This window comes from Enterobacter sp. UCD-UG_FMILLET (assembly GCF_000762975.1).
Lineage (GTDB): Bacteria > Pseudomonadota > Gammaproteobacteria > Enterobacterales > Enterobacteriaceae > Enterobacter > Enterobacter dykesii.
This window is the reverse complement of record NZ_JRJC01000027.1, coordinates 27,449-42,302: the sequence shown is the minus strand read 5'-3', so window position 1 is coordinate 42,302 and position 14,854 is coordinate 27,449. Positions and strand designations below refer to the sequence as shown.

Annotated in this window: 23 protein-coding genes; 9 read left to right on the top strand and 14 right to left on the bottom strand. The window is 47.7% G+C overall.

Going from position 1 to position 14,854, the window contains the following annotated elements:
- Positions 1–174: 174 nt before the first annotated feature.
- The 4 genes from LA04_RS12910 to LA04_RS12895 all read right to left on the bottom strand — a co-directional run bounded on the left by LA04_RS12910 (position 175) and on the right by LA04_RS12895 (position 2,155).
- Positions 175–702 (bottom strand): hypothetical protein, encoded by a 528-nt coding sequence (locus tag LA04_RS12910; protein WP_047651881.1) that lies wholly within the window; start codon positions 700–702, stop codon positions 175–177.
- Positions 703–786: 84 nt separating this feature from the next.
- The gene (locus LA04_RS12905) at positions 787–1,320 is read right to left on the bottom strand and encodes a hypothetical protein (protein WP_047651880.1); all 534 of its coding nucleotides are present in this window, start codon (positions 1,318–1,320) and stop codon (positions 787–789) included.
- Positions 1,317–1,853, bottom strand: a complete 537-nt coding sequence (locus tag LA04_RS12900; RefSeq protein WP_047651878.1) for a lysozyme — start codon at positions 1,851–1,853, stop codon at positions 1,317–1,319. Before LA04_RS12900 ends, LA04_RS12905 begins: the two co-directional genes overlap by 4 nt.
- The gene (locus tag LA04_RS12895) at positions 1,853–2,155 is read right to left on the bottom strand and encodes a hypothetical protein (RefSeq protein ID WP_052119548.1); all 303 of its coding nucleotides are present in this window, start codon (positions 2,153–2,155) and stop codon (positions 1,853–1,855) included. Before LA04_RS12895 ends, LA04_RS12900 begins: the two co-directional genes overlap by 1 nt.
- A gap of 340 nt (positions 2,156–2,495) precedes the next feature.
- On the opposite strand from LA04_RS12895, the gene LA04_RS12890 reads away from it, so the two are divergent.
- From LA04_RS12890 to LA04_RS12885, 3 genes are read left to right on the top strand one after another with little or no spacing between them, the layout of a single operon-like run.
- Entirely contained in the window at positions 2,496–3,242 is a 747-nt protein-coding gene (locus LA04_RS12890; protein WP_047651877.1) for a TIGR04255 family protein, read from the top strand.
- A gap of 9 nt (positions 3,243–3,251) precedes the next feature.
- Positions 3,252–3,611 (top strand): hypothetical protein, encoded by a 360-nt coding sequence (locus tag LA04_RS25010; protein ID WP_235211335.1) that lies wholly within the window; start codon positions 3,252–3,254, stop codon positions 3,609–3,611.
- A gap of 3 nt (positions 3,612–3,614) precedes the next feature.
- Entirely contained in the window at positions 3,615–4,232 is a 618-nt protein-coding gene (locus LA04_RS12885) for a hypothetical protein (protein ID WP_047651875.1), read from the top strand.
- Between the two features lie 26 nt (positions 4,233–4,258).
- Here LA04_RS12885 and LA04_RS12880 read toward each other — a convergent pair whose 3' ends face one another.
- From LA04_RS12880 to LA04_RS12835, 10 genes are all read right to left on the bottom strand, one after another.
- Entirely contained in the window at positions 4,259–4,606 is a 348-nt protein-coding gene (locus LA04_RS12880) for an antiterminator Q family protein (protein WP_047651874.1), read from the bottom strand.
- Positions 4,599–4,967: a RusA family crossover junction endodeoxyribonuclease gene (locus LA04_RS12875; protein WP_039261960.1), complete on the bottom strand. Its 369-nt coding sequence runs from the start codon at positions 4,965–4,967 to the stop codon at positions 4,599–4,601. The genes LA04_RS12880 and LA04_RS12875 overlap by 8 nt, the downstream gene beginning before the upstream one ends.
- On the bottom strand, positions 4,960–5,253 hold the full coding sequence (locus tag LA04_RS12870; protein ID WP_039261958.1) for a Ref family recombination enhancement nuclease: 294 nt from the start codon (positions 5,251–5,253) through the stop codon (positions 4,960–4,962). The genes LA04_RS12875 and LA04_RS12870 overlap by 8 nt, the downstream gene beginning before the upstream one ends.
- A gap of 144 nt (positions 5,254–5,397) precedes the next feature.
- The gene (locus LA04_RS12865; protein ID WP_047651873.1) at positions 5,398–5,616 is read right to left on the bottom strand and encodes a hypothetical protein; all 219 of its coding nucleotides are present in this window, start codon (positions 5,614–5,616) and stop codon (positions 5,398–5,400) included.
- Positions 5,617–5,791: 175 nt separating this feature from the next.
- The gene (locus LA04_RS12860) at positions 5,792–6,115 is read right to left on the bottom strand and encodes a hypothetical protein (protein WP_047651872.1); all 324 of its coding nucleotides are present in this window, start codon (positions 6,113–6,115) and stop codon (positions 5,792–5,794) included.
- Positions 6,116–6,553: 438 nt separating this feature from the next.
- A complete protein-coding gene (locus LA04_RS12855) occupies positions 6,554–7,210 on the bottom strand; it encodes a DUF1627 domain-containing protein (protein WP_047651870.1) in 657 nt (218 codons plus the stop codon).
- Between the two features lie 17 nt (positions 7,211–7,227).
- A complete protein-coding gene (locus LA04_RS12850; RefSeq protein ID WP_047651869.1) occupies positions 7,228–7,968 on the bottom strand; it encodes an ATP-binding protein in 741 nt (246 codons plus the stop codon).
- A 2-nt stretch (positions 7,969–7,970) separates the two neighbouring features.
- Positions 7,971–8,888, bottom strand: a complete 918-nt coding sequence (locus tag LA04_RS12845) for a helix-turn-helix domain-containing protein (RefSeq protein ID WP_047651867.1) — start codon at positions 8,886–8,888, stop codon at positions 7,971–7,973.
- 22 nt (positions 8,889–8,910) lie between these two features.
- Complete coding sequence (locus LA04_RS12840; RefSeq protein WP_047651865.1) at positions 8,911–9,363, bottom strand: hypothetical protein; 453 nt, start codon at positions 9,361–9,363, stop codon at positions 8,911–8,913.
- Positions 9,363–9,575 carry a Cro/CI family transcriptional regulator gene (locus tag LA04_RS12835; RefSeq protein ID WP_047651863.1) on the bottom strand — a complete coding sequence of 71 codons (213 nt, stop codon included), beginning with the start codon at positions 9,573–9,575 and terminating at the stop codon, positions 9,363–9,365. The genes LA04_RS12840 and LA04_RS12835 overlap by 1 nt, the downstream gene beginning before the upstream one ends.
- A gap of 77 nt (positions 9,576–9,652) precedes the next feature.
- Here LA04_RS12835 and LA04_RS12830 point away from each other — a divergent pair, with 77 nt between their 5' ends.
- From LA04_RS12830 to LA04_RS12810, 6 genes are all read left to right on the top strand, one after another.
- On the top strand, positions 9,653–10,072 hold the full coding sequence (locus LA04_RS12830; protein WP_047651862.1) for a helix-turn-helix domain-containing protein: 420 nt from the start codon (positions 9,653–9,655) through the stop codon (positions 10,070–10,072).
- A 306-nt stretch (positions 10,073–10,378) separates the two neighbouring features.
- A complete protein-coding gene (locus LA04_RS25110) occupies positions 10,379–10,501 on the top strand; it encodes a hypothetical protein (RefSeq protein WP_268747268.1) in 123 nt (40 codons plus the stop codon).
- Positions 10,498–10,680 (top strand): DUF1482 family protein, encoded by a 183-nt coding sequence (locus LA04_RS12825; RefSeq protein WP_042863370.1) that lies wholly within the window; start codon positions 10,498–10,500, stop codon positions 10,678–10,680. The genes LA04_RS25110 and LA04_RS12825 overlap by 4 nt, the downstream gene beginning before the upstream one ends.
- 176 nt (positions 10,681–10,856) lie before the next feature.
- Positions 10,857–13,337: an exonuclease gene (locus tag LA04_RS12820; RefSeq protein WP_081957700.1), complete on the top strand. Its 2,481-nt coding sequence runs from the start codon at positions 10,857–10,859 to the stop codon at positions 13,335–13,337.
- A gap of 52 nt (positions 13,338–13,389) precedes the next feature.
- Positions 13,390–13,635, top strand: a complete 246-nt coding sequence (locus LA04_RS23615) for an excisionase (RefSeq protein WP_071785721.1) — start codon at positions 13,390–13,392, stop codon at positions 13,633–13,635.
- Positions 13,616–14,743 carry a site-specific integrase gene (locus tag LA04_RS12810; RefSeq protein ID WP_040017164.1) on the top strand — a complete coding sequence of 376 codons (1,128 nt, stop codon included), beginning with the start codon at positions 13,616–13,618 and terminating at the stop codon, positions 14,741–14,743. The genes LA04_RS23615 and LA04_RS12810 overlap by 20 nt, the downstream gene beginning before the upstream one ends.
- Positions 14,744–14,854: the final 111 nt, after the last annotated feature.

The following is a 14,854-nucleotide window of genomic DNA, read 5'->3' as shown; positions in this document are numbered from 1 at the left end:
GAACGATTCGACATCTTGAGAAAATGGCCTCTAATTAAATCAAAGACCTGCGCATATGATGATGATGACCCTGGATCCGAAAAACTAGCCGTTTCCCGCGAGCGCGCCGCCCCGTGGCAGGCCCCCACGTCGGGAGGACCCATTGAAATGATAATGATTATCAAACCATGTTGTTTAGTTAATGAGGGCGATTATTTTATCTTGCAAATCTGACTGAAGCTCTTCCAGCTTTTTTGCGGCTTGCATGGCGCTATTTTTTATTTCAGGGGGAACAATTCCCCACTGATAACCGCCTTGATTAAAGAATGTATTGACCTTTTCAAGTTCTTTACTTATTAATTCCAAATACACCGATAGACTTGGGAAATAAATTCGCAAAATCGTATCTAGTCGATCATGCACTCTACCTATATTTTTAGTATCTAAAATATCATTCATTTGCTCGTGCGTAATTTTACCTTCAGCCACACTCATTCGAAGTAGGTTATGGCTATTTACGAACTTTGCCCATTCAGATATCAATTGGTGCAATTCCTCACCTTTCTGAATCAGAACCATTTTGTTTTGTCTACGCTCGTCATTTTTTCGTTGTCTTTGACTAGCAATTGAATTCAATACAAAACCTAGCCCGATGCTGATAAGAGCAACAAGTACACTTGTTAAATTAGTAATTGAAGGCACCCAACTTGTAGTTTCCTGCATATGACCTCCTAGTTAAGAAGCCATATCATAAATCAGCAATTATTCGTCAGGAAGCAAAATAATTATTGAACATCCCTGATATCACTAATAGTTTTCAACACTGTCATGCCGTATACCCTCAACACTTCTGATTCCCTCCAGCTGGTTATTACCCTTTTCTATCTCTGCCAGTAGCGGCTGGATCCAAAGAACTGCCTTGCAATACGTCAATCCGCTGGCGGTAATGGCACGATCATCGGTTGGGTCAGTTCCGCCGGTATCGGGGTGCATTGCGCTGGCACGTAAACGGTACGCGTATTCGAGCAGCCCACCAGCAATGTCAGCAGGAACAGGCAGATCACAGGTTTTTTCACGGCGGAGAATCTCCCGGTATTCGATTACGGTTTCTTCGGTGCTGGTGTCGATCAGGGAATTAAGCCTATTGGCATGTTCAGCAACCTGATTGAATCGATTGAAGTTGAATGCCTGGGTGGCGATCACCTGCCCCTGAATAGAGTTGTCACTTCGCAGAACGTCGTTATCGCTCTGAAGGCTACTGGCGTCAGAGCAACTCTTAACTAGAGCGACAGAAAGGCCAGCAATAACGACAACGCCGATAAGACCCGGATTAATTTTCATTGGTCCAGCCCCCAGCACGCCAGCGCACTTTCCTGATCACGCCGCTCGACCTGCCCATAGCAGCCATTCTTCTGCCCTTTTGTCAGGCGGCAATCACGCCCACCGTCCTTAATCCACCAGCGAATCGCCTCGCATGCCCCGTGGCGATCACCGGCATTGATGCGCTTGTAGAACGTGGAAGGGAAGCACTTACCCGGCCCGATGTTGTACGGGCAGAAAGATGCGATCCCGGCCTTCTGCGGTTCGGTAAGCGGTACCGTAATATTGCGGTTTACCCACGCCAGAGCCTTATTGCGTTCGATGGCGTTCACCTGATTGCATTTGGCCTGTGTCAATTTCATGCCCTGCACAACCGCTTTACCATCAACCATCGTGGCGCCACGGCAAATAGTCCAGATACCACTGCCATCTTTGTACGCCGTGAGGCTGTTACCCTCCTTCTCATTCAGAAACTGATCGAGAATAACGGATGCTGGCGCACCAGCGAGTACCAGCCCCAGAACAGCAGCACTCAGTTTTGCTTTGGTCCCCATCAGTCACCTTCCTTTTGTAATGCCTCAACGACCACGCTTGCAGCTGCGGGACGTTCGTGAAGGGGTTTGTCACCAACGCCTTTCAGGTAGTCATTGACCATTTTTGTTCGCTTCTCATCCTCTTTACGCCTACGGTGTGCATCTACACGCCCGTTGATGTAGGAGGCAAGCGAGATAAGCAAACCAGCAGCGCCAAAGAACATGAACACCAGATCCTGAGTGGTAAATCCAATGGCAGAAGCCAGAGCTGCTACCCACGCAAAGAACTGCGTGAAGATGTTCCCTGAATCATTCATTTTCATGGTCTCCACCTCCGTGATGACGGGGGGCTGTTTAGTAACAAAGGTGAAAGGCAGTTCGTAGGCAACCTTTAGAAATGACAAAACCCCGTAATGACGGGGTTTAGAAAGAGATTTAAGACTGTGGCATAAAGAGCACTCTTAACACGATACAACAAGAAATGCGTACGCGTGAGCAAATTAAGTTGGAAGGGGCAATGAGTTAACCTTATACTTATCCGCATCATAAAGTAGCGAACAAAGACTTACTCGCTAATCCCTTCTCTGAGTCTTACTGCAAGGCTCGTGCGGTAGCTATGTCCAAAGAAAACCTATAGCTCAAATTTTAACCAGTGGATACTAAATGCGCATTCCGACTTCGTTGAAGAAGCAACCAGTGATCGAGGCTGCTTTCGAGTTACGTTACTCTAAAGAGACCCAAGTTTCTGAAATTGTTCCGGGGTTTCTTTTTCATGCATTAGGTTGCAAGAAGCCAGTGATGAGCTTGCCGCCTAGCCAAATTCCGAAAAATGTTAGGGAAGACGATGAACAGTTGCATTATGCAATAATTTCACGGTTAGAGGTTGAAGACTATTACATTGGCCTTAGCGATCATGGCATAGTTATATCAACTTCTGGTACTTACAAGGGCTGGACGCATTTTAAGAGCATGATATTAAAGGTTTTAGTTGAGCTTGATAAACTGAATCTTAATAACAACATTAGTAGATACTCTGTCAAATATGTTGATTTCTTTGAATCTAAAGATAGTGATAATTTATTCCCTAAACTAAATATTGATGTTGTGATGGCAGGAGAGTCTATGTCCTCTTACCCAATCACGTTACGATTAGATAAACCTGACCAAACCTTTGACAATATTATTCAAGTAGTAAGTCACGCATTAGTTTTGTCTGGTAATGAAACATATAATCGTAACGGTTTGATATTAGATATTGATACTGTCAAGAGAATTACAGACGAGTCTGAAATCACTTCGTTTAATAACGATCGACAGAGTGCTCTAGATAAACTGCATGAATGCAATAAAATTACTTTTTTCAGTTGCATCAGAGAAAGTACATTAGAAGAATTAGAACCAGTATACTAGGAGTAAATTATGTCTAATCTCTACAGGAATACGACTAGTTATAAAACTCACGCTCAGTTTTTAGGTTGCCTAATGTGTGGGTTATACATTGCATCTTCTGCAATTGATGCTAAAGAGGATTTGCTTTCTGGCCCCATTCAGCGCACTTCAATATCTGGTTCACAAAACTTGCCTGGTTATAAGAATCTGATGCCATCTACAACACCAACTCTTGCTATGTATAAGAGCGATGAAAGTGGCTTTAATGATGCCAGATTCGCGTCTGCCGTTTCTAAATTCTACGGTGCCATGTCTTCCAGCCAAATTATATTGGGAAGTGAAATTGAATCGGTGATCGCCGATTCTTTATGGGATATTTATCTGGACTAATCCATGAGCACTAATGTTTTTCTTGATGTTGAGAAATTTAAAGATCAAATACCATACTACCTTACTCAACCACAAAAAGAAGGGCTTGTTAAAGCATTAGAAGATTTCCCTGATAACACTAACTACTATTTATCCAACTATCCTGTCGATTTAAAAACAGCAGCATTGCAAGGTGATGTTTTTCAAGGATTAACCATATATGGCCCCCAGGGTTCTCGACAGATAAAAGGTATTATTTTAAGTAATAGTTGTGACATAGACACTCAAAACAAACGTGACTTTCCTATGCGTGCAGTTTTTGCGCCCCTAGTTAATTTAGCCGCCATGGTAGAAAAACTTCGAGGCGCAAAAATTCCGGAAGATACTATTGTAGCGAAGTTGGATGCCATTAAAAAACAATTAGTCACAAATATCGTTTATTTACCTGAATGTGACCATATTCCGGAGAGCATTATTTTTCTTGATGATGTTCACCAAATCCCCACCGAACAATTACGTACATCCCTAGAGAAACAGGATAAAATCCTAACTTTAAGCCAGGTTGGTTTTTACATTCTGCTTTTCAAGTTATCTATTCATTTCTGTAGATTTCATGAAGGTGTTGCGCGTTATGACAACTAACCAATGGAGGGATTCCCTCCATTGGTTTAATTGCTCAATATTGCTAACACTCCAGCAACAAATCCAAGCGCAGTTTCCATTTCCTTTCTTACAGTCCCATCTGCACATCTTCTCTTTTTAGCAATTGCTCGTAATGAGATCCCCATTACAAAATGGGCAATAACCAACTCGTACTCTTCAGGTTTATATTTCTTCAGACGTGCGATACAACCATCAATCATGATCCCTTCATCATCATCACATTGCAGGCGTGACTTTTTACCATGCGGTAGCAACCCTTTAAAACCAGCAGCGATAGGCTGCCAGTCGACTCCACTGCTATCAGCTGCAGCCCAGGCACCCCAGCGATCCATTACCTCATACATGTCACGCATTTTTCTCTCCAATGTTTTCGATAATTATCATTCCGGTTTCGCCCCATACTTTTGATGTCCGGGCGTCCCAAATGTGGGAATCATCCTCAAACAAGGCGTCCAACAGAGATTTTGTTAAGTTGTCCAGGTCGGGCTTTTGCTGATGGGGTTGTCCGTCCATAGCTGCGCGTTTTTTCTTGGTCCAGCTCGTCGGCATCGGCAAAACGAATGTGATATGTGCGCCGTTCTCCGGCACCCGAATTCCATGCAGGCGGGCTTCATCGCAAAACATGCGATAGCGCATCACCGGCGGGCGCTGCTTCCACTTATCAGCGCGGGTCATGCGTGGTTTTCCGACAGGAGTGATGAGGTATTTAGGCATAGAACACTCCCAGTTCTAACTGGACCTGCTCCAGCAGCTGCAACTCGGTACCGAAGTTTCTCTCCCATTGCTTACGGCCAGCATGAATGGCTACACCATAACCGCCGTTGCGATGGTGCATATGGCACAGAGGAATTGATTTTCGATGGTCAGCGCGCTGGCTTGCGCCCTGCCCGGTTCGGATGTGGTGGATTTCCGCAGGCGTTTCGCCCAGGTTCTGATTTCTGCACACGATGCAGCCCAACGCGGCCACACGCGAAAGATGGAGGCTATCTGCTTTCTTCATGCTGGACCACCAGCATAAGCAGAAACACCGCACATAGATGGGCGGTGAGTGTTGTTTAGGGTAATGCTCTGCGCCATTTTGATTCCTCAGGTCGGCGCAGTAATCAGTGGGTGTTCAGCCCGTTTGATTATTATAAATGAACACTTACAGCTTGAGAACCTTGAGTGCTTCTGGCAGGGAGTTCAAGTTGATAATCCGATCTTCATCGTCCAGAACCTGGGCTGAAATGCCGCCTCCTTCCCGGCGAATCAGTGTGCGCAATGCCTTTCTGGTCACCAGGTAGTCTGTTATTTCACCATCAGTAAGGCATAAAACTAGCATTCCGTCTTTGGTGAGACCGGCAGCAAATTCGTTCAATTTCATGGGCACATCCCTAAAAAATGGATTTCCCCTTGCGGGGGTTGTCCTTTTCTCCCTGTGAACAGATTTCATTAAGGTTTTCGCTAACCAGATGTCTAATAGGTTAGAAAGATCAATTAACCGTAATTGACCTGTCTAACCGATCTGTTTTCTAGACACAGGAATCAGATCCGGACTTTTAAATAACAGGTCGATTATCAATATCGGTCACACGATTTAAGAGGTGCGTTACGACTCCCATTACGGTTGCATCATCCAGCACATCACCCTCAATCGCCTCTCCATCCTGAGTGATCAGTGCCTTCCCCTGGACTTTTGCGAAGTCCAGACTTCCGCAGAACGAAATCAGGACTGTGTCGCCTTTTTCCGGCTTTCTGGCGACGTTTATGATCGCGTACCCGGCCGATGTTTCGATGGTGCGGCAGTTGCCGTCATAGCCGCAAAGGCTGGTGATAGTGAGCGTCTGTTCTGCGTAGTCTGCTGCTGGTGATGGAAAACCCATGATAACCACCCCCTGATAATTAACTGTATATTTATACAGTAACACCAAAAAAACGAGGGTCAAGATTTTGGGCGCAAAAAACCCGCCGGAGCGGGTAAGTGCTTAATCAATAATCAATTCTTCTCATAGCCAGCACCACCAGTAGGATTAAAACCACCAGCCATATAGCCCCTGATAACAGCTCCATCAGATACACTGTTTCACCTCCTGCAGAGACGTCACTAGCCCCTCCACATTGCTAACTTTGCCCCCGCTAACTCTTTCCATTTTTCTTTAAGCAACTGCCGGGCCGCTGCCTCTCCATCAGGCGGGAACGAAAATCCCGCGCGGACACCAGGACAACCGTTCGAACAGCGGACCTCTGCAGACCCCCAGTTCATCCCGCGACTGCGGACCCTCAGTGCAGGAGACATGCCGCATACAGGGCATTTCGGCAAATCAGTCATTTCCCATCCCCTGCAGCAGATGTTTGTGGCGGCGCAGCTCGCGAACGGCGCCCTGCAGACGCTGCAGGTTTGCTAGCTTCGTTTTCGTGCGGCGGATTTCGGTCGAGATATAGCGCGATGACGGAATAATCAGGTCATCAGGGCGGCTGGCGAAAGCTGGGATATCCTGAATAATTTCAGCAGTGGATTTGCTGGCTGGCGCAGCTGCTTGGTCGCAACCCTCTGGCGCTGGTTCCTGCGGTTCTGGCTTAGTGACCGGTTCACCCGCAAGACTCCAGGTGATGTTTTTACCGTCAACATGGCGCAGGACCAGACCGTCCTTGCACATTGCACCCAGCGAAGCATTCAGGGCTCGCGAAACTTTACCCAGTTTTTCTGCGACCTGATTGGCGGTCATTGCCCCCTGGCCCTGCATTGCTGACAGCACCCTCTCAACCAGCGGCGACTGCTGCTTGGGTCTGATACGCTTCGGCTTCTGCTCTGTCGCGGTACCGAGGAACCAGCCGCCGTCAGCAAAATCACACAGTCCCTGCTCTTTCTGCTCGCGCAGCATGTTCAGCGCTTCAACGGGCTCGATTTCCAGACGGGCAGCAACCTCGCGATATGTTGCTTTTTTCATGGCTTTCAGTGCATCCAGTACGGTTTCCATAATTTTCTCCTCAAAATTCACTTAACAGGTCTCAGGTGGCTAACGTTTCCGCGATAGCTCTCCCAGTCAAAGTTCACCCAAATGCCGTTATCCATGCGCAGGCGATCGATAACCCTTGCCCCCAGGGTCTCTACCAGCGCGTCGTAATTCAGGTTGGTCAGAACGCCAACCGGGCGCATTGCGGCCAGGCGGCGATCGATAATCTGGTTCAATAAAACTTTCTCGCCGCGGCTATCGCGCTGAATGCCGACTTCGTCGAGCACCAGCAGATCCACTTTGCAGAGGTCATCCAGCAACGCGGCTTCAGACAGCCCTTCGTCGTAGCAGGCCCTGGCGCGCAGAGTCAGGTCCGGCACCGTAACAATCAGAACCGTTCGGCCCTGTTTCAGCAGATAATTTCCAATGGCCGCTGAGAGGTGATTTTTCCCGGTACCTGGCTTTCCTGTGAAAACGAAACTGGCGAATCCGGTACCAAAATTTTGCGCATAGCTCTTTGCCATACTCAGCGCATGGCGCTGGCCATCGCCCTCCACCATGTAATTCGCGAAGCTGCAGCTGCGGTGCAGGTTCTGGATTCCGGATCGCCCAAAAATTTTCTCTGCCCGTACCTGCTGGTTGAGCTTGTCGATTTCCGCTGCGCGCTTTTGCCCTTCTTCACGCTGCCAGGCCATCAACTCAGCTGCACTTTTGAATTTGGGTTCAATGCCTGCCGGAATCACACGGCGAAGGCGATCGAGAATCGAACCTGCGTTTTGCATGCTTACCCCCTGAATCCTGGCGGAACGGTGTTATCTGGACGGGAGATCTGATTTATATCCCGTCCACCAGCCTGGTAATGCCCCGCTCCCGCTGACGCCAGGCGAAGTATCAGGTCATCCCATTTTTCGCGGAGTTTCGCCGGGCATTTAACCTGGCGAACCCAGAACGGATCGCTCTGAACACGCCTGAACATCTCGCAAATCTGCTTGTGAGTGTGCCCATCAAGTGAGCGCATCAGTCGAACGTCATTCGCCCAGACCGTCCAGTTCGGCTCTTTCGGACGAACAATCTCGCCGTCAAAGGTTGCTGCCTCTTCGTAAAGTTTCAGCACACGCTTCCAAATCCATTGCGCACAGGTCAAATCTTCCTGGCTTCCCCACTGGCGTTTCGCGGGACTGCATACCACTGCTTCAGGGTGGCGCTTTAAAAATTCGTTTTTTGACATCTTTCCGTCCGACGGCGGAGCGTCCGGACAAGAAGGATTTTCTGGTTCTTTGACTGGTTCAGAAGAGTGACTGATTCTGGGTGAATCTCTTTCACTACCCCCTGGTGAATTTGATTCACCATCTGGTGAATCTCCTGCACCACCCCCTAGTGAATTTGCTTCACCACCCTGGTGAATTTCCTGCACTACCCTCGAACTGGTATTTGCACCGTTCAGGGTTAGTCGGTAAAAATTACTGCCGTTACCTTTCGGGCCTGATCTGGTCTCTTTTCGCATCAGGCCAGACTCACAAAGCGCGGCAACATGATTCATGACGGAACGACGGCTGATCTCGCACTGATCAGCTATATGCTGATAGCTCGGCCAGCACTCGCCCTGGTCGCTGGCGTTATCGGCCAGCTTAAGGAGAACCAGCTTGCGCAGCGGATTTCCTACCTTGACCTTCATCGCCTGAACCATCAGTTCCATGCTCATAGAACACCTCAATACAACTGAACTAGGCTATGTTCGAACAAGTCGAAATCAGCTTCACTTTGACGCCAACCAGCTGCGCCAGCGCATCGATCGCTTCCAAAGTTTCTCGCCTGATAACCGGTTGCGGTTTGCCGGTGAATACCGCGTTGGTGGCTTCGATGCATTCTTTGTTCACTTTGGCGGCTCGGTAGAACATGCAATCCTTCAGCTCCAGTTGGGTATCAATCGCGGCGCGCACCGCATAACTCAGCGCCTCTGCCTGCTTGAGATAATTAGGTGTATCGTTTCTGAACGCGCGCTGAATAATTTGCTTGTTGTTGTGCAGCCGGCGCGCATACTCGTCAGGGTCAGTTACGTCATTGAGAGACAGCAGCAAATCACCGAAATGATGCGGGGTTATCAGCTGCGTGACCGTCTTCCAGCCCTTTTCCTGCGCCCAGGACTCCAGCTCACATGCTAGTTTTTTGATTTCCATCAGTCAGACTCCTTTGAATCTTTTGGGTTATCTTTGTACTCATACAAAACTGAGTCGTACTTCAATGCACCACCCGTTATCTTTTCCAGTCGCGCGGCTCGTCGTTCAGGGACCAACTCCCCCCATTCACTGACAGAGGATCGAGCGATGTTGAGAGCTCTCGCCACATTGGCTTTTTTCCCAAAGTGTTTTATTACATCTTCGGTTTTCATTGGGTTCTCCTTGGTAAGTTTTCCTAACTTTATATGTTAAGGAAACAAGAGTCAATGCGCGTTAGGATTTCCGAACTATGAAAACGATCGGTCAGCGTATAAAAGAGCGACGCTCTGCCTTGAAATATACCCAGCGCAGCCTAGGTAAACAGGCTGGGGTTGCCCATGTCACAATCTCTCAGTGGGAACGTGATGAAACCTCACCGAGAGGCGATAACCTATTCAAACTTGCTGCAGCACTGAAGGTAGAGCCGGGCTGGATTATTAAGGGTGATGAGGGGTATGAACCACCACCAGCCGAATCCTACAGATTGTTATCCCCACAGCAGCATCAGCTTCTAGAGCTCTTCGACAAGCTTCCTAATGCAGAGAAAGAACAACACATCATCAATTTGCGGGATAAGGTCAAGGACTATGATGAAACGTTCAATGACCTCATAAAAACCAAAAGCAAAGAAGAAATCCTGCAGATCCTCAAAAACCTCGACATCAAATAATTTTCACCCTCATAGGCCGCTCCAATAGCGGCCTTTTTGCGTTTTCCGCACCTCTTCTGTTAGGTTTTACTAAATTTACACTTGACTGCTTGTTAGGTTTAAATAACAATCAGCGTTATCAAAACTTAACAGCAGTAATCAGTAAACGTTCCGCCTACCCGGCGATAAGGGTAAACAGAGCGAACAGGCAGGATGCCCAGGAAGTAGCTGCCGGCAGCATACGAAACAAAGGTGAGATGGCAAGACAATCGCGCAGCAGGTTTACCGGTCCACCAGCCAAGCGTTAAAGGCACATAGGAGTTAACCATGATCGATTTCGCACGCAAAAAAGCTGGCTGCCAAACCGTTCGCTTAAATCTGTTTGAAGTTCTGGTTCGTAAGCTTTGCTACTTACTGGCCCAAAAAGGCAATCCTGAGCTAAAAGCATGAGCTCATTCTTTGCCCTGATCGTTACCGTCTGTGCCCTCACCGGGGAATGCTCAGACATCATGCTCGGTGTATACAAAACCGAATCTGGCTGTGATGCAGCTGCCAAAGAGCAGCACATTAAAGGAGTGTGTTACCCATATAAACCGGCTGGAGACCAACAGCCTGCTTTCAAGTTTTAATCGAGTTATGACCAATGGCTGTTACCAGCCCCTAAAAGCACAAAACCCGCGCAAGGCGGGTTAAGTACCCGGTCAGCCGACCAAAGCTTTCCGGAATCGAGTTTTGACCAATGACCACTACCCAAGGCGGCAATCACTAGCTGCGGGTATCTTACAACCAAAATTAAGGGCCCGATATGGAATTCTTTCATTTAATCAAGGCAACACAGAAATCCGGCAAAGAAGATGCCGTTATCTGGTTCACGGCTAAATCAGAAGCGCGAGCCAATTTGCAGCTGGATGTAGAGCTGGAAGATGCTGGCATTGAAACCGGCCGGGGCAAGGATTATAGCAAGCCTGTCCGTACCGATTTCCCTGTTTACAACGACCTGCCGGAAGAAAGCACAGTGGATTACACCTGGTGCAAACGCTACGAACTGCAGGACGATGGACGCACCTGGCTGCCAAAGGCTGGTGATGGGTCGACTGGACCCGTGGACAACTCTGCCGCACCGGAAACCACCGTTAAAGTCGAAACTACCGTCGAGACTGTCCCGCTTGAAAACCGCACTCCAGCGGTTCGTTATGCCGTCCACCTGACCAGCGACAAATACCAGTCACATATCACTAAAGAGCAGCAGCTGGCTGCCAGCGAAATGTCACTGGATGAAGGCAACACCTATCTTCAGAAACTGCTGCTGGCGAAGAACGACATCCCTGAATTTACCGAACTCAGCCTGAACGCTGAGTGGAAACTCGTTCAGGCGATTAAGCAGGTATTCGCGCCAGATGAAGTTCACGAAACTGAAAATATCGCTGCATTCATGGCTGACTGGGCTAAAGCAGATGCCAACGATCGCAACCAATTAGTCGAAGCCTGGCGTAGCAGCAAATTTACCCATGTGAAATCTGAAAGCACCAGCGACACCGGTGTTATAGCAGATCAGGGTCTTGAACCTGATAACGGTATCCAGATTGACGAGAATGATGACGAAACCACACGTTATCCAGTCGTACGCATGCCCTTCCGCAAGCAGGTACTCGCCCAGTTCACCTCCGACGAACTGCGCCACCACTTAACCCGCGAAGAATACGAAGGTATCAGCGCGCTGGAGATGGACACTGACAATAGCTATGTCCAGAACCTGCTGCTGGCGGCAGAAAACTGCGAACAGGTTAAGGGTTACGATGCTAAAGACCTTTGGCGCTATACCGACGCCATTCGCAAAGTGTTTAGCCAGGAAAAGCGTCACGAACTCGCTTTGGTTCTCCGATTCACCAGAATCTGGGCGGCGACTGATTACATTGACCGCGGCCTGCTGGTAAAAGAATGGGCCAAAGGCAGTCGCGTTGCAGAAATACAGCGTACTGAAAGCGGTACGAATGCTGGCGGAGGCAACAAGACCGACAGAAACCCTGACCTTAAACATGATCTAGACACTCTCGATTTAGAGATTGCGCTGGCCACGTTACCAATGGATTTCAACATTTATGATATCCCTGGTGGTGTTTTCCGTCGGGCAAAAGAGATCGTGAGTAAAAAAGAATGTCCATTCAAAGAATGGTCTAAAGCTCTTCGTGCAACTCCGGGAGTTTTGGATTACTCGCGTGCAGCTATTTTTGCACTTATCCGCAGCGCTCACCCAGAGCATTACCTGTATCCGGCACGTCTCAGCGGATTCATTAACGCGAACCTGACTGAAAGCGAACATTCTGCTCCATCAGACGAAACTCTTGCGGCTGCGCGCCATAACCCTGAGGTGAGCTGGACAAACGAGGTAACTAATGACTCTGCTGTTGAAACTGGCGGCCAGAATGAGTGGACTCAGGTCGACGGCGACACGCAGCCGGTTCTCGAAAAAGTTGGTAATGGTCTTTTTTCTATTGAAGGGTTGGCCACTAGCAACGCTGAAATCGACCAACAAGATACCGCAGCGGAGTACGTCGATAATGTGCAGATGGAAGAAACTGGTAATGATGAAACCCCGAACTGTGCTGCGTTATCAGAAGTCACGGAAGAAACTATCTCAGGCGCAAGCACTACTGAAACTTATAACAGCACAGCTGCTATAAATAATGATTCCGGTCATCATAATCATGCCGAGCCTGAAATGCTCTATACACACCTTATGGTCGACATTGAAGCGTTTGGTAAAAAGGCTGATTCGCCAGTCGTATCTATCGGAGCTGTGTTCTTTGATCCATCTACAGGTAATACCGGATCGGAATTTTACAAAGTGATTAGCCTGGAATCTTCAATGGCCAGCGGCGGGGTTCCGGATGCATCTACGATAATATTCTGGCTCAAAGCTTCACCTGAAGCTCGTTCAGAGTTAGTGATGGATGATGCTATTCCGCTCGATGATGCATTACTGCAGCTAAATGAGTTTATAGGCGAGAATGCGGTTAACGGCCCTGATTCTGTTCAGGTCTGGGGTAATGGTGCCACTTATGACAATGTCCTGCTTGAGGCATCTTACGACCGGACGGGGATCCCCTGCCCATGGAAGTTCTGGAATAACCGGGATGTAAGAACAATTGTCGAGTTGGGTAAAGCCGTTGGCTGCAAGCCTCGCTATGAGATCCCATTTGAGGGAGAACCTCACAAGGCTATTTCGGATGCTCATCATCAGATCAAATACGTGTCTGCAATCTGGCAGCGTCTGACTGAACACTGATTTTTTAATTTCAGAAAATGGCTCTGATATGGGCCATTATGAGGTAAATCATATGCTTCAAATGCTGACTTTAGAAGAATGGGCTGCGGAAAAATACCGGAGTAATCCCCCAAGTCTGAATACTTTACGCCGATACGCTAAAGAGAGCATGTTCACTCCCCCGGCCACCAAAGAAGGAAGATACTGGCGGGTAAGAGAAGATGCCGAGATTACAGGTAATTTAACCCAGCCCGTTATTAAAAAATCTGATTCTCCTATGCTTCAAAGGATACTGTCTGATGGCTGCCCGACCACGTAAAAACAACGTTAAGATACCTAATCTTTATCCGCTCTACAGTCGTAAGGTAAATAAAATCTACTGGCGTTATAAGCATCCTATTACTGGTAAATTTCACAGCCTCGGAACTAACGAGGCTGAAGCAACAGCAATAGCAATCGAAGCTAATGAGCGACTAGCTGAACAGCGCACTAGGCAGGTTTTGGCTCTCAGTGACAAGATCGCCACCAGCAAAGAAAAGGCGATAACAACAAATACGTGGTTAGATCGTTATTGGAAAATTCAGGATGAAAGACTGGAGAATGGTGATATCAAGCCGAACACTCATAAACAAAAGGCTAAACCAGTAGCCCTACTTCGTGAGAGCGTGGGAATGAAATTGATTTCATCCGTCGATGTTCGGGATGTTGCCCAGATACTGGAGTCCTATGTTGCAGAGGGTCAACCGAGGATGGCCCAGGTAATCCGCTCTGTTTTGATCGATGTTTTCAAGGAAGCACAGCATTATGGCGAGGTACCGCCGGGTTATAACCCGGCTCTTGCTACAAAACAACCACGCCGACGGATTACCCGACAGCGTCTTAACCTTGACGAATGGCAAAAGATTTTCGAGATAGCTGATGCCCGCCATCAATACATGGGTAATGCAATGCTATTGGCACTCGTTACTGGTCAACGCCTTGGGGATATCTCCAACATGAAGTTTAGCGATATTTGGGATGACCATCTGCATGTCGTTCAGGAGAAAACAGGGAGCAAGCTAGCGATCCCTCTATCCCTAAGGCTTAACGCGATTGACTGGAGTTTGAGGGATGTAGTTGCACGTTGCCGTGACTATGCAGTGAGTCCATACCTAATCCACTTCTTTCGGGCAACCTCAATGGCAGAACGAGGTGCTCAGGTAAAGTCGAACACAATAACAATGAACTTCAGTAAGGCTCGTGATAAATCAGACATAAATTGGGGGAATGGCACGCCAGCTACTTTCCATGAACAACGCTCGTTAGCGGAAAGACTATATGAGATTCAAGGGATAGATACTCAGAAGTTGCTAGGTCATAAGTCACCGAATCAAACGGCTCGATATCATGATGATCGGGGTAAAGATTGGATTAAAATATTTATATAAAGGAGTATACACTCCTTTATATTAATTTTTAAACCCCCACCGGACTGCAAAACGCCTTACCAATTTAATTAAACATAACAATTAATATCTTTTATTAAGAATGAATTTTAG

Coding starts and splice junctions, on each gene's coding strand:
- LA04_RS12860 (WP_047651872.1), bottom strand. CDS start 6,115: ATGGGTTTTCCATCACCAGCAGCAGACTACGCAGAACAGACGCTCACT.
- LA04_RS12905 (WP_047651880.1), bottom strand. CDS start 1,320: ATGAAAATTAATCCGGGTCTTATCGGCGTTGTCGTTATTGCTGGCCTT.
- LA04_RS12820 (WP_081957700.1), top strand. CDS start 10,857: ATGGAATTCTTTCATTTAATCAAGGCAACACAGAAATCCGGCAAAGAA.
- LA04_RS12865 (WP_047651873.1), bottom strand. CDS start 5,616: ATGAAATTGAACGAATTTGCTGCCGGTCTCACCAAAGACGGAATGCTA.
- LA04_RS12880 (WP_047651874.1), bottom strand. CDS start 4,606: ATGCGTGACATGTATGAGGTAATGGATCGCTGGGGTGCCTGGGCTGCA.
- LA04_RS12875 (WP_039261960.1), bottom strand. CDS start 4,967: ATGCCTAAATACCTCATCACTCCTGTCGGAAAACCACGCATGACCCGC.
- LA04_RS12845 (WP_047651867.1), bottom strand. CDS start 8,888: ATGAGCATGGAACTGATGGTTCAGGCGATGAAGGTCAAGGTAGGAAAT.
- LA04_RS12855 (WP_047651870.1), bottom strand. CDS start 7,210: ATGGAAACCGTACTGGATGCACTGAAAGCCATGAAAAAAGCAACATAT.
- LA04_RS12895 (WP_052119548.1), bottom strand. CDS start 2,155: ATGAAAATGAATGATTCAGGGAACATCTTCACGCAGTTCTTTGCGTGG.
- LA04_RS12885 (WP_047651875.1), top strand. CDS start 3,615: ATGAGCACTAATGTTTTTCTTGATGTTGAGAAATTTAAAGATCAAATA.
- LA04_RS12825 (WP_042863370.1), top strand. CDS start 10,498: ATGAGCTCATTCTTTGCCCTGATCGTTACCGTCTGTGCCCTCACCGGG.
- LA04_RS12835 (WP_047651863.1), bottom strand. CDS start 9,575: ATGAAAACCGAAGATGTAATAAAACACTTTGGGAAAAAAGCCAATGTG.
- LA04_RS12900 (WP_047651878.1), bottom strand. CDS start 1,853: ATGGGGACCAAAGCAAAACTGAGTGCTGCTGTTCTGGGGCTGGTACTC.
- LA04_RS12840 (WP_047651865.1), bottom strand. CDS start 9,363: ATGGAAATCAAAAAACTAGCATGTGAGCTGGAGTCCTGGGCGCAGGAA.
- LA04_RS25010 (WP_235211335.1), top strand. CDS start 3,252: ATGTCTAATCTCTACAGGAATACGACTAGTTATAAAACTCACGCTCAG.
- LA04_RS25110 (WP_268747268.1), top strand. CDS start 10,379: ATGATCGATTTCGCACGCAAAAAAGCTGGCTGCCAAACCGTTCGCTTA.
- LA04_RS12870 (WP_039261958.1), bottom strand. CDS start 5,253: ATGAAGAAAGCAGATAGCCTCCATCTTTCGCGTGTGGCCGCGTTGGGC.
- LA04_RS12890 (WP_047651877.1), top strand. CDS start 2,496: ATGCGCATTCCGACTTCGTTGAAGAAGCAACCAGTGATCGAGGCTGCT.
- LA04_RS23615 (WP_071785721.1), top strand. CDS start 13,390: ATGCTTCAAATGCTGACTTTAGAAGAATGGGCTGCGGAAAAATACCGG.
- LA04_RS12830 (WP_047651862.1), top strand. CDS start 9,653: ATGAAAACGATCGGTCAGCGTATAAAAGAGCGACGCTCTGCCTTGAAA.
- LA04_RS12910 (WP_047651881.1), bottom strand. CDS start 702: ATGCAGGAAACTACAAGTTGGGTGCCTTCAATTACTAATTTAACAAGT.
- LA04_RS12850 (WP_047651869.1), bottom strand. CDS start 7,968: ATGCAAAACGCAGGTTCGATTCTCGATCGCCTTCGCCGTGTGATTCCG.
- LA04_RS12810 (WP_040017164.1), top strand. CDS start 13,616: ATGGCTGCCCGACCACGTAAAAACAACGTTAAGATACCTAATCTTTAT.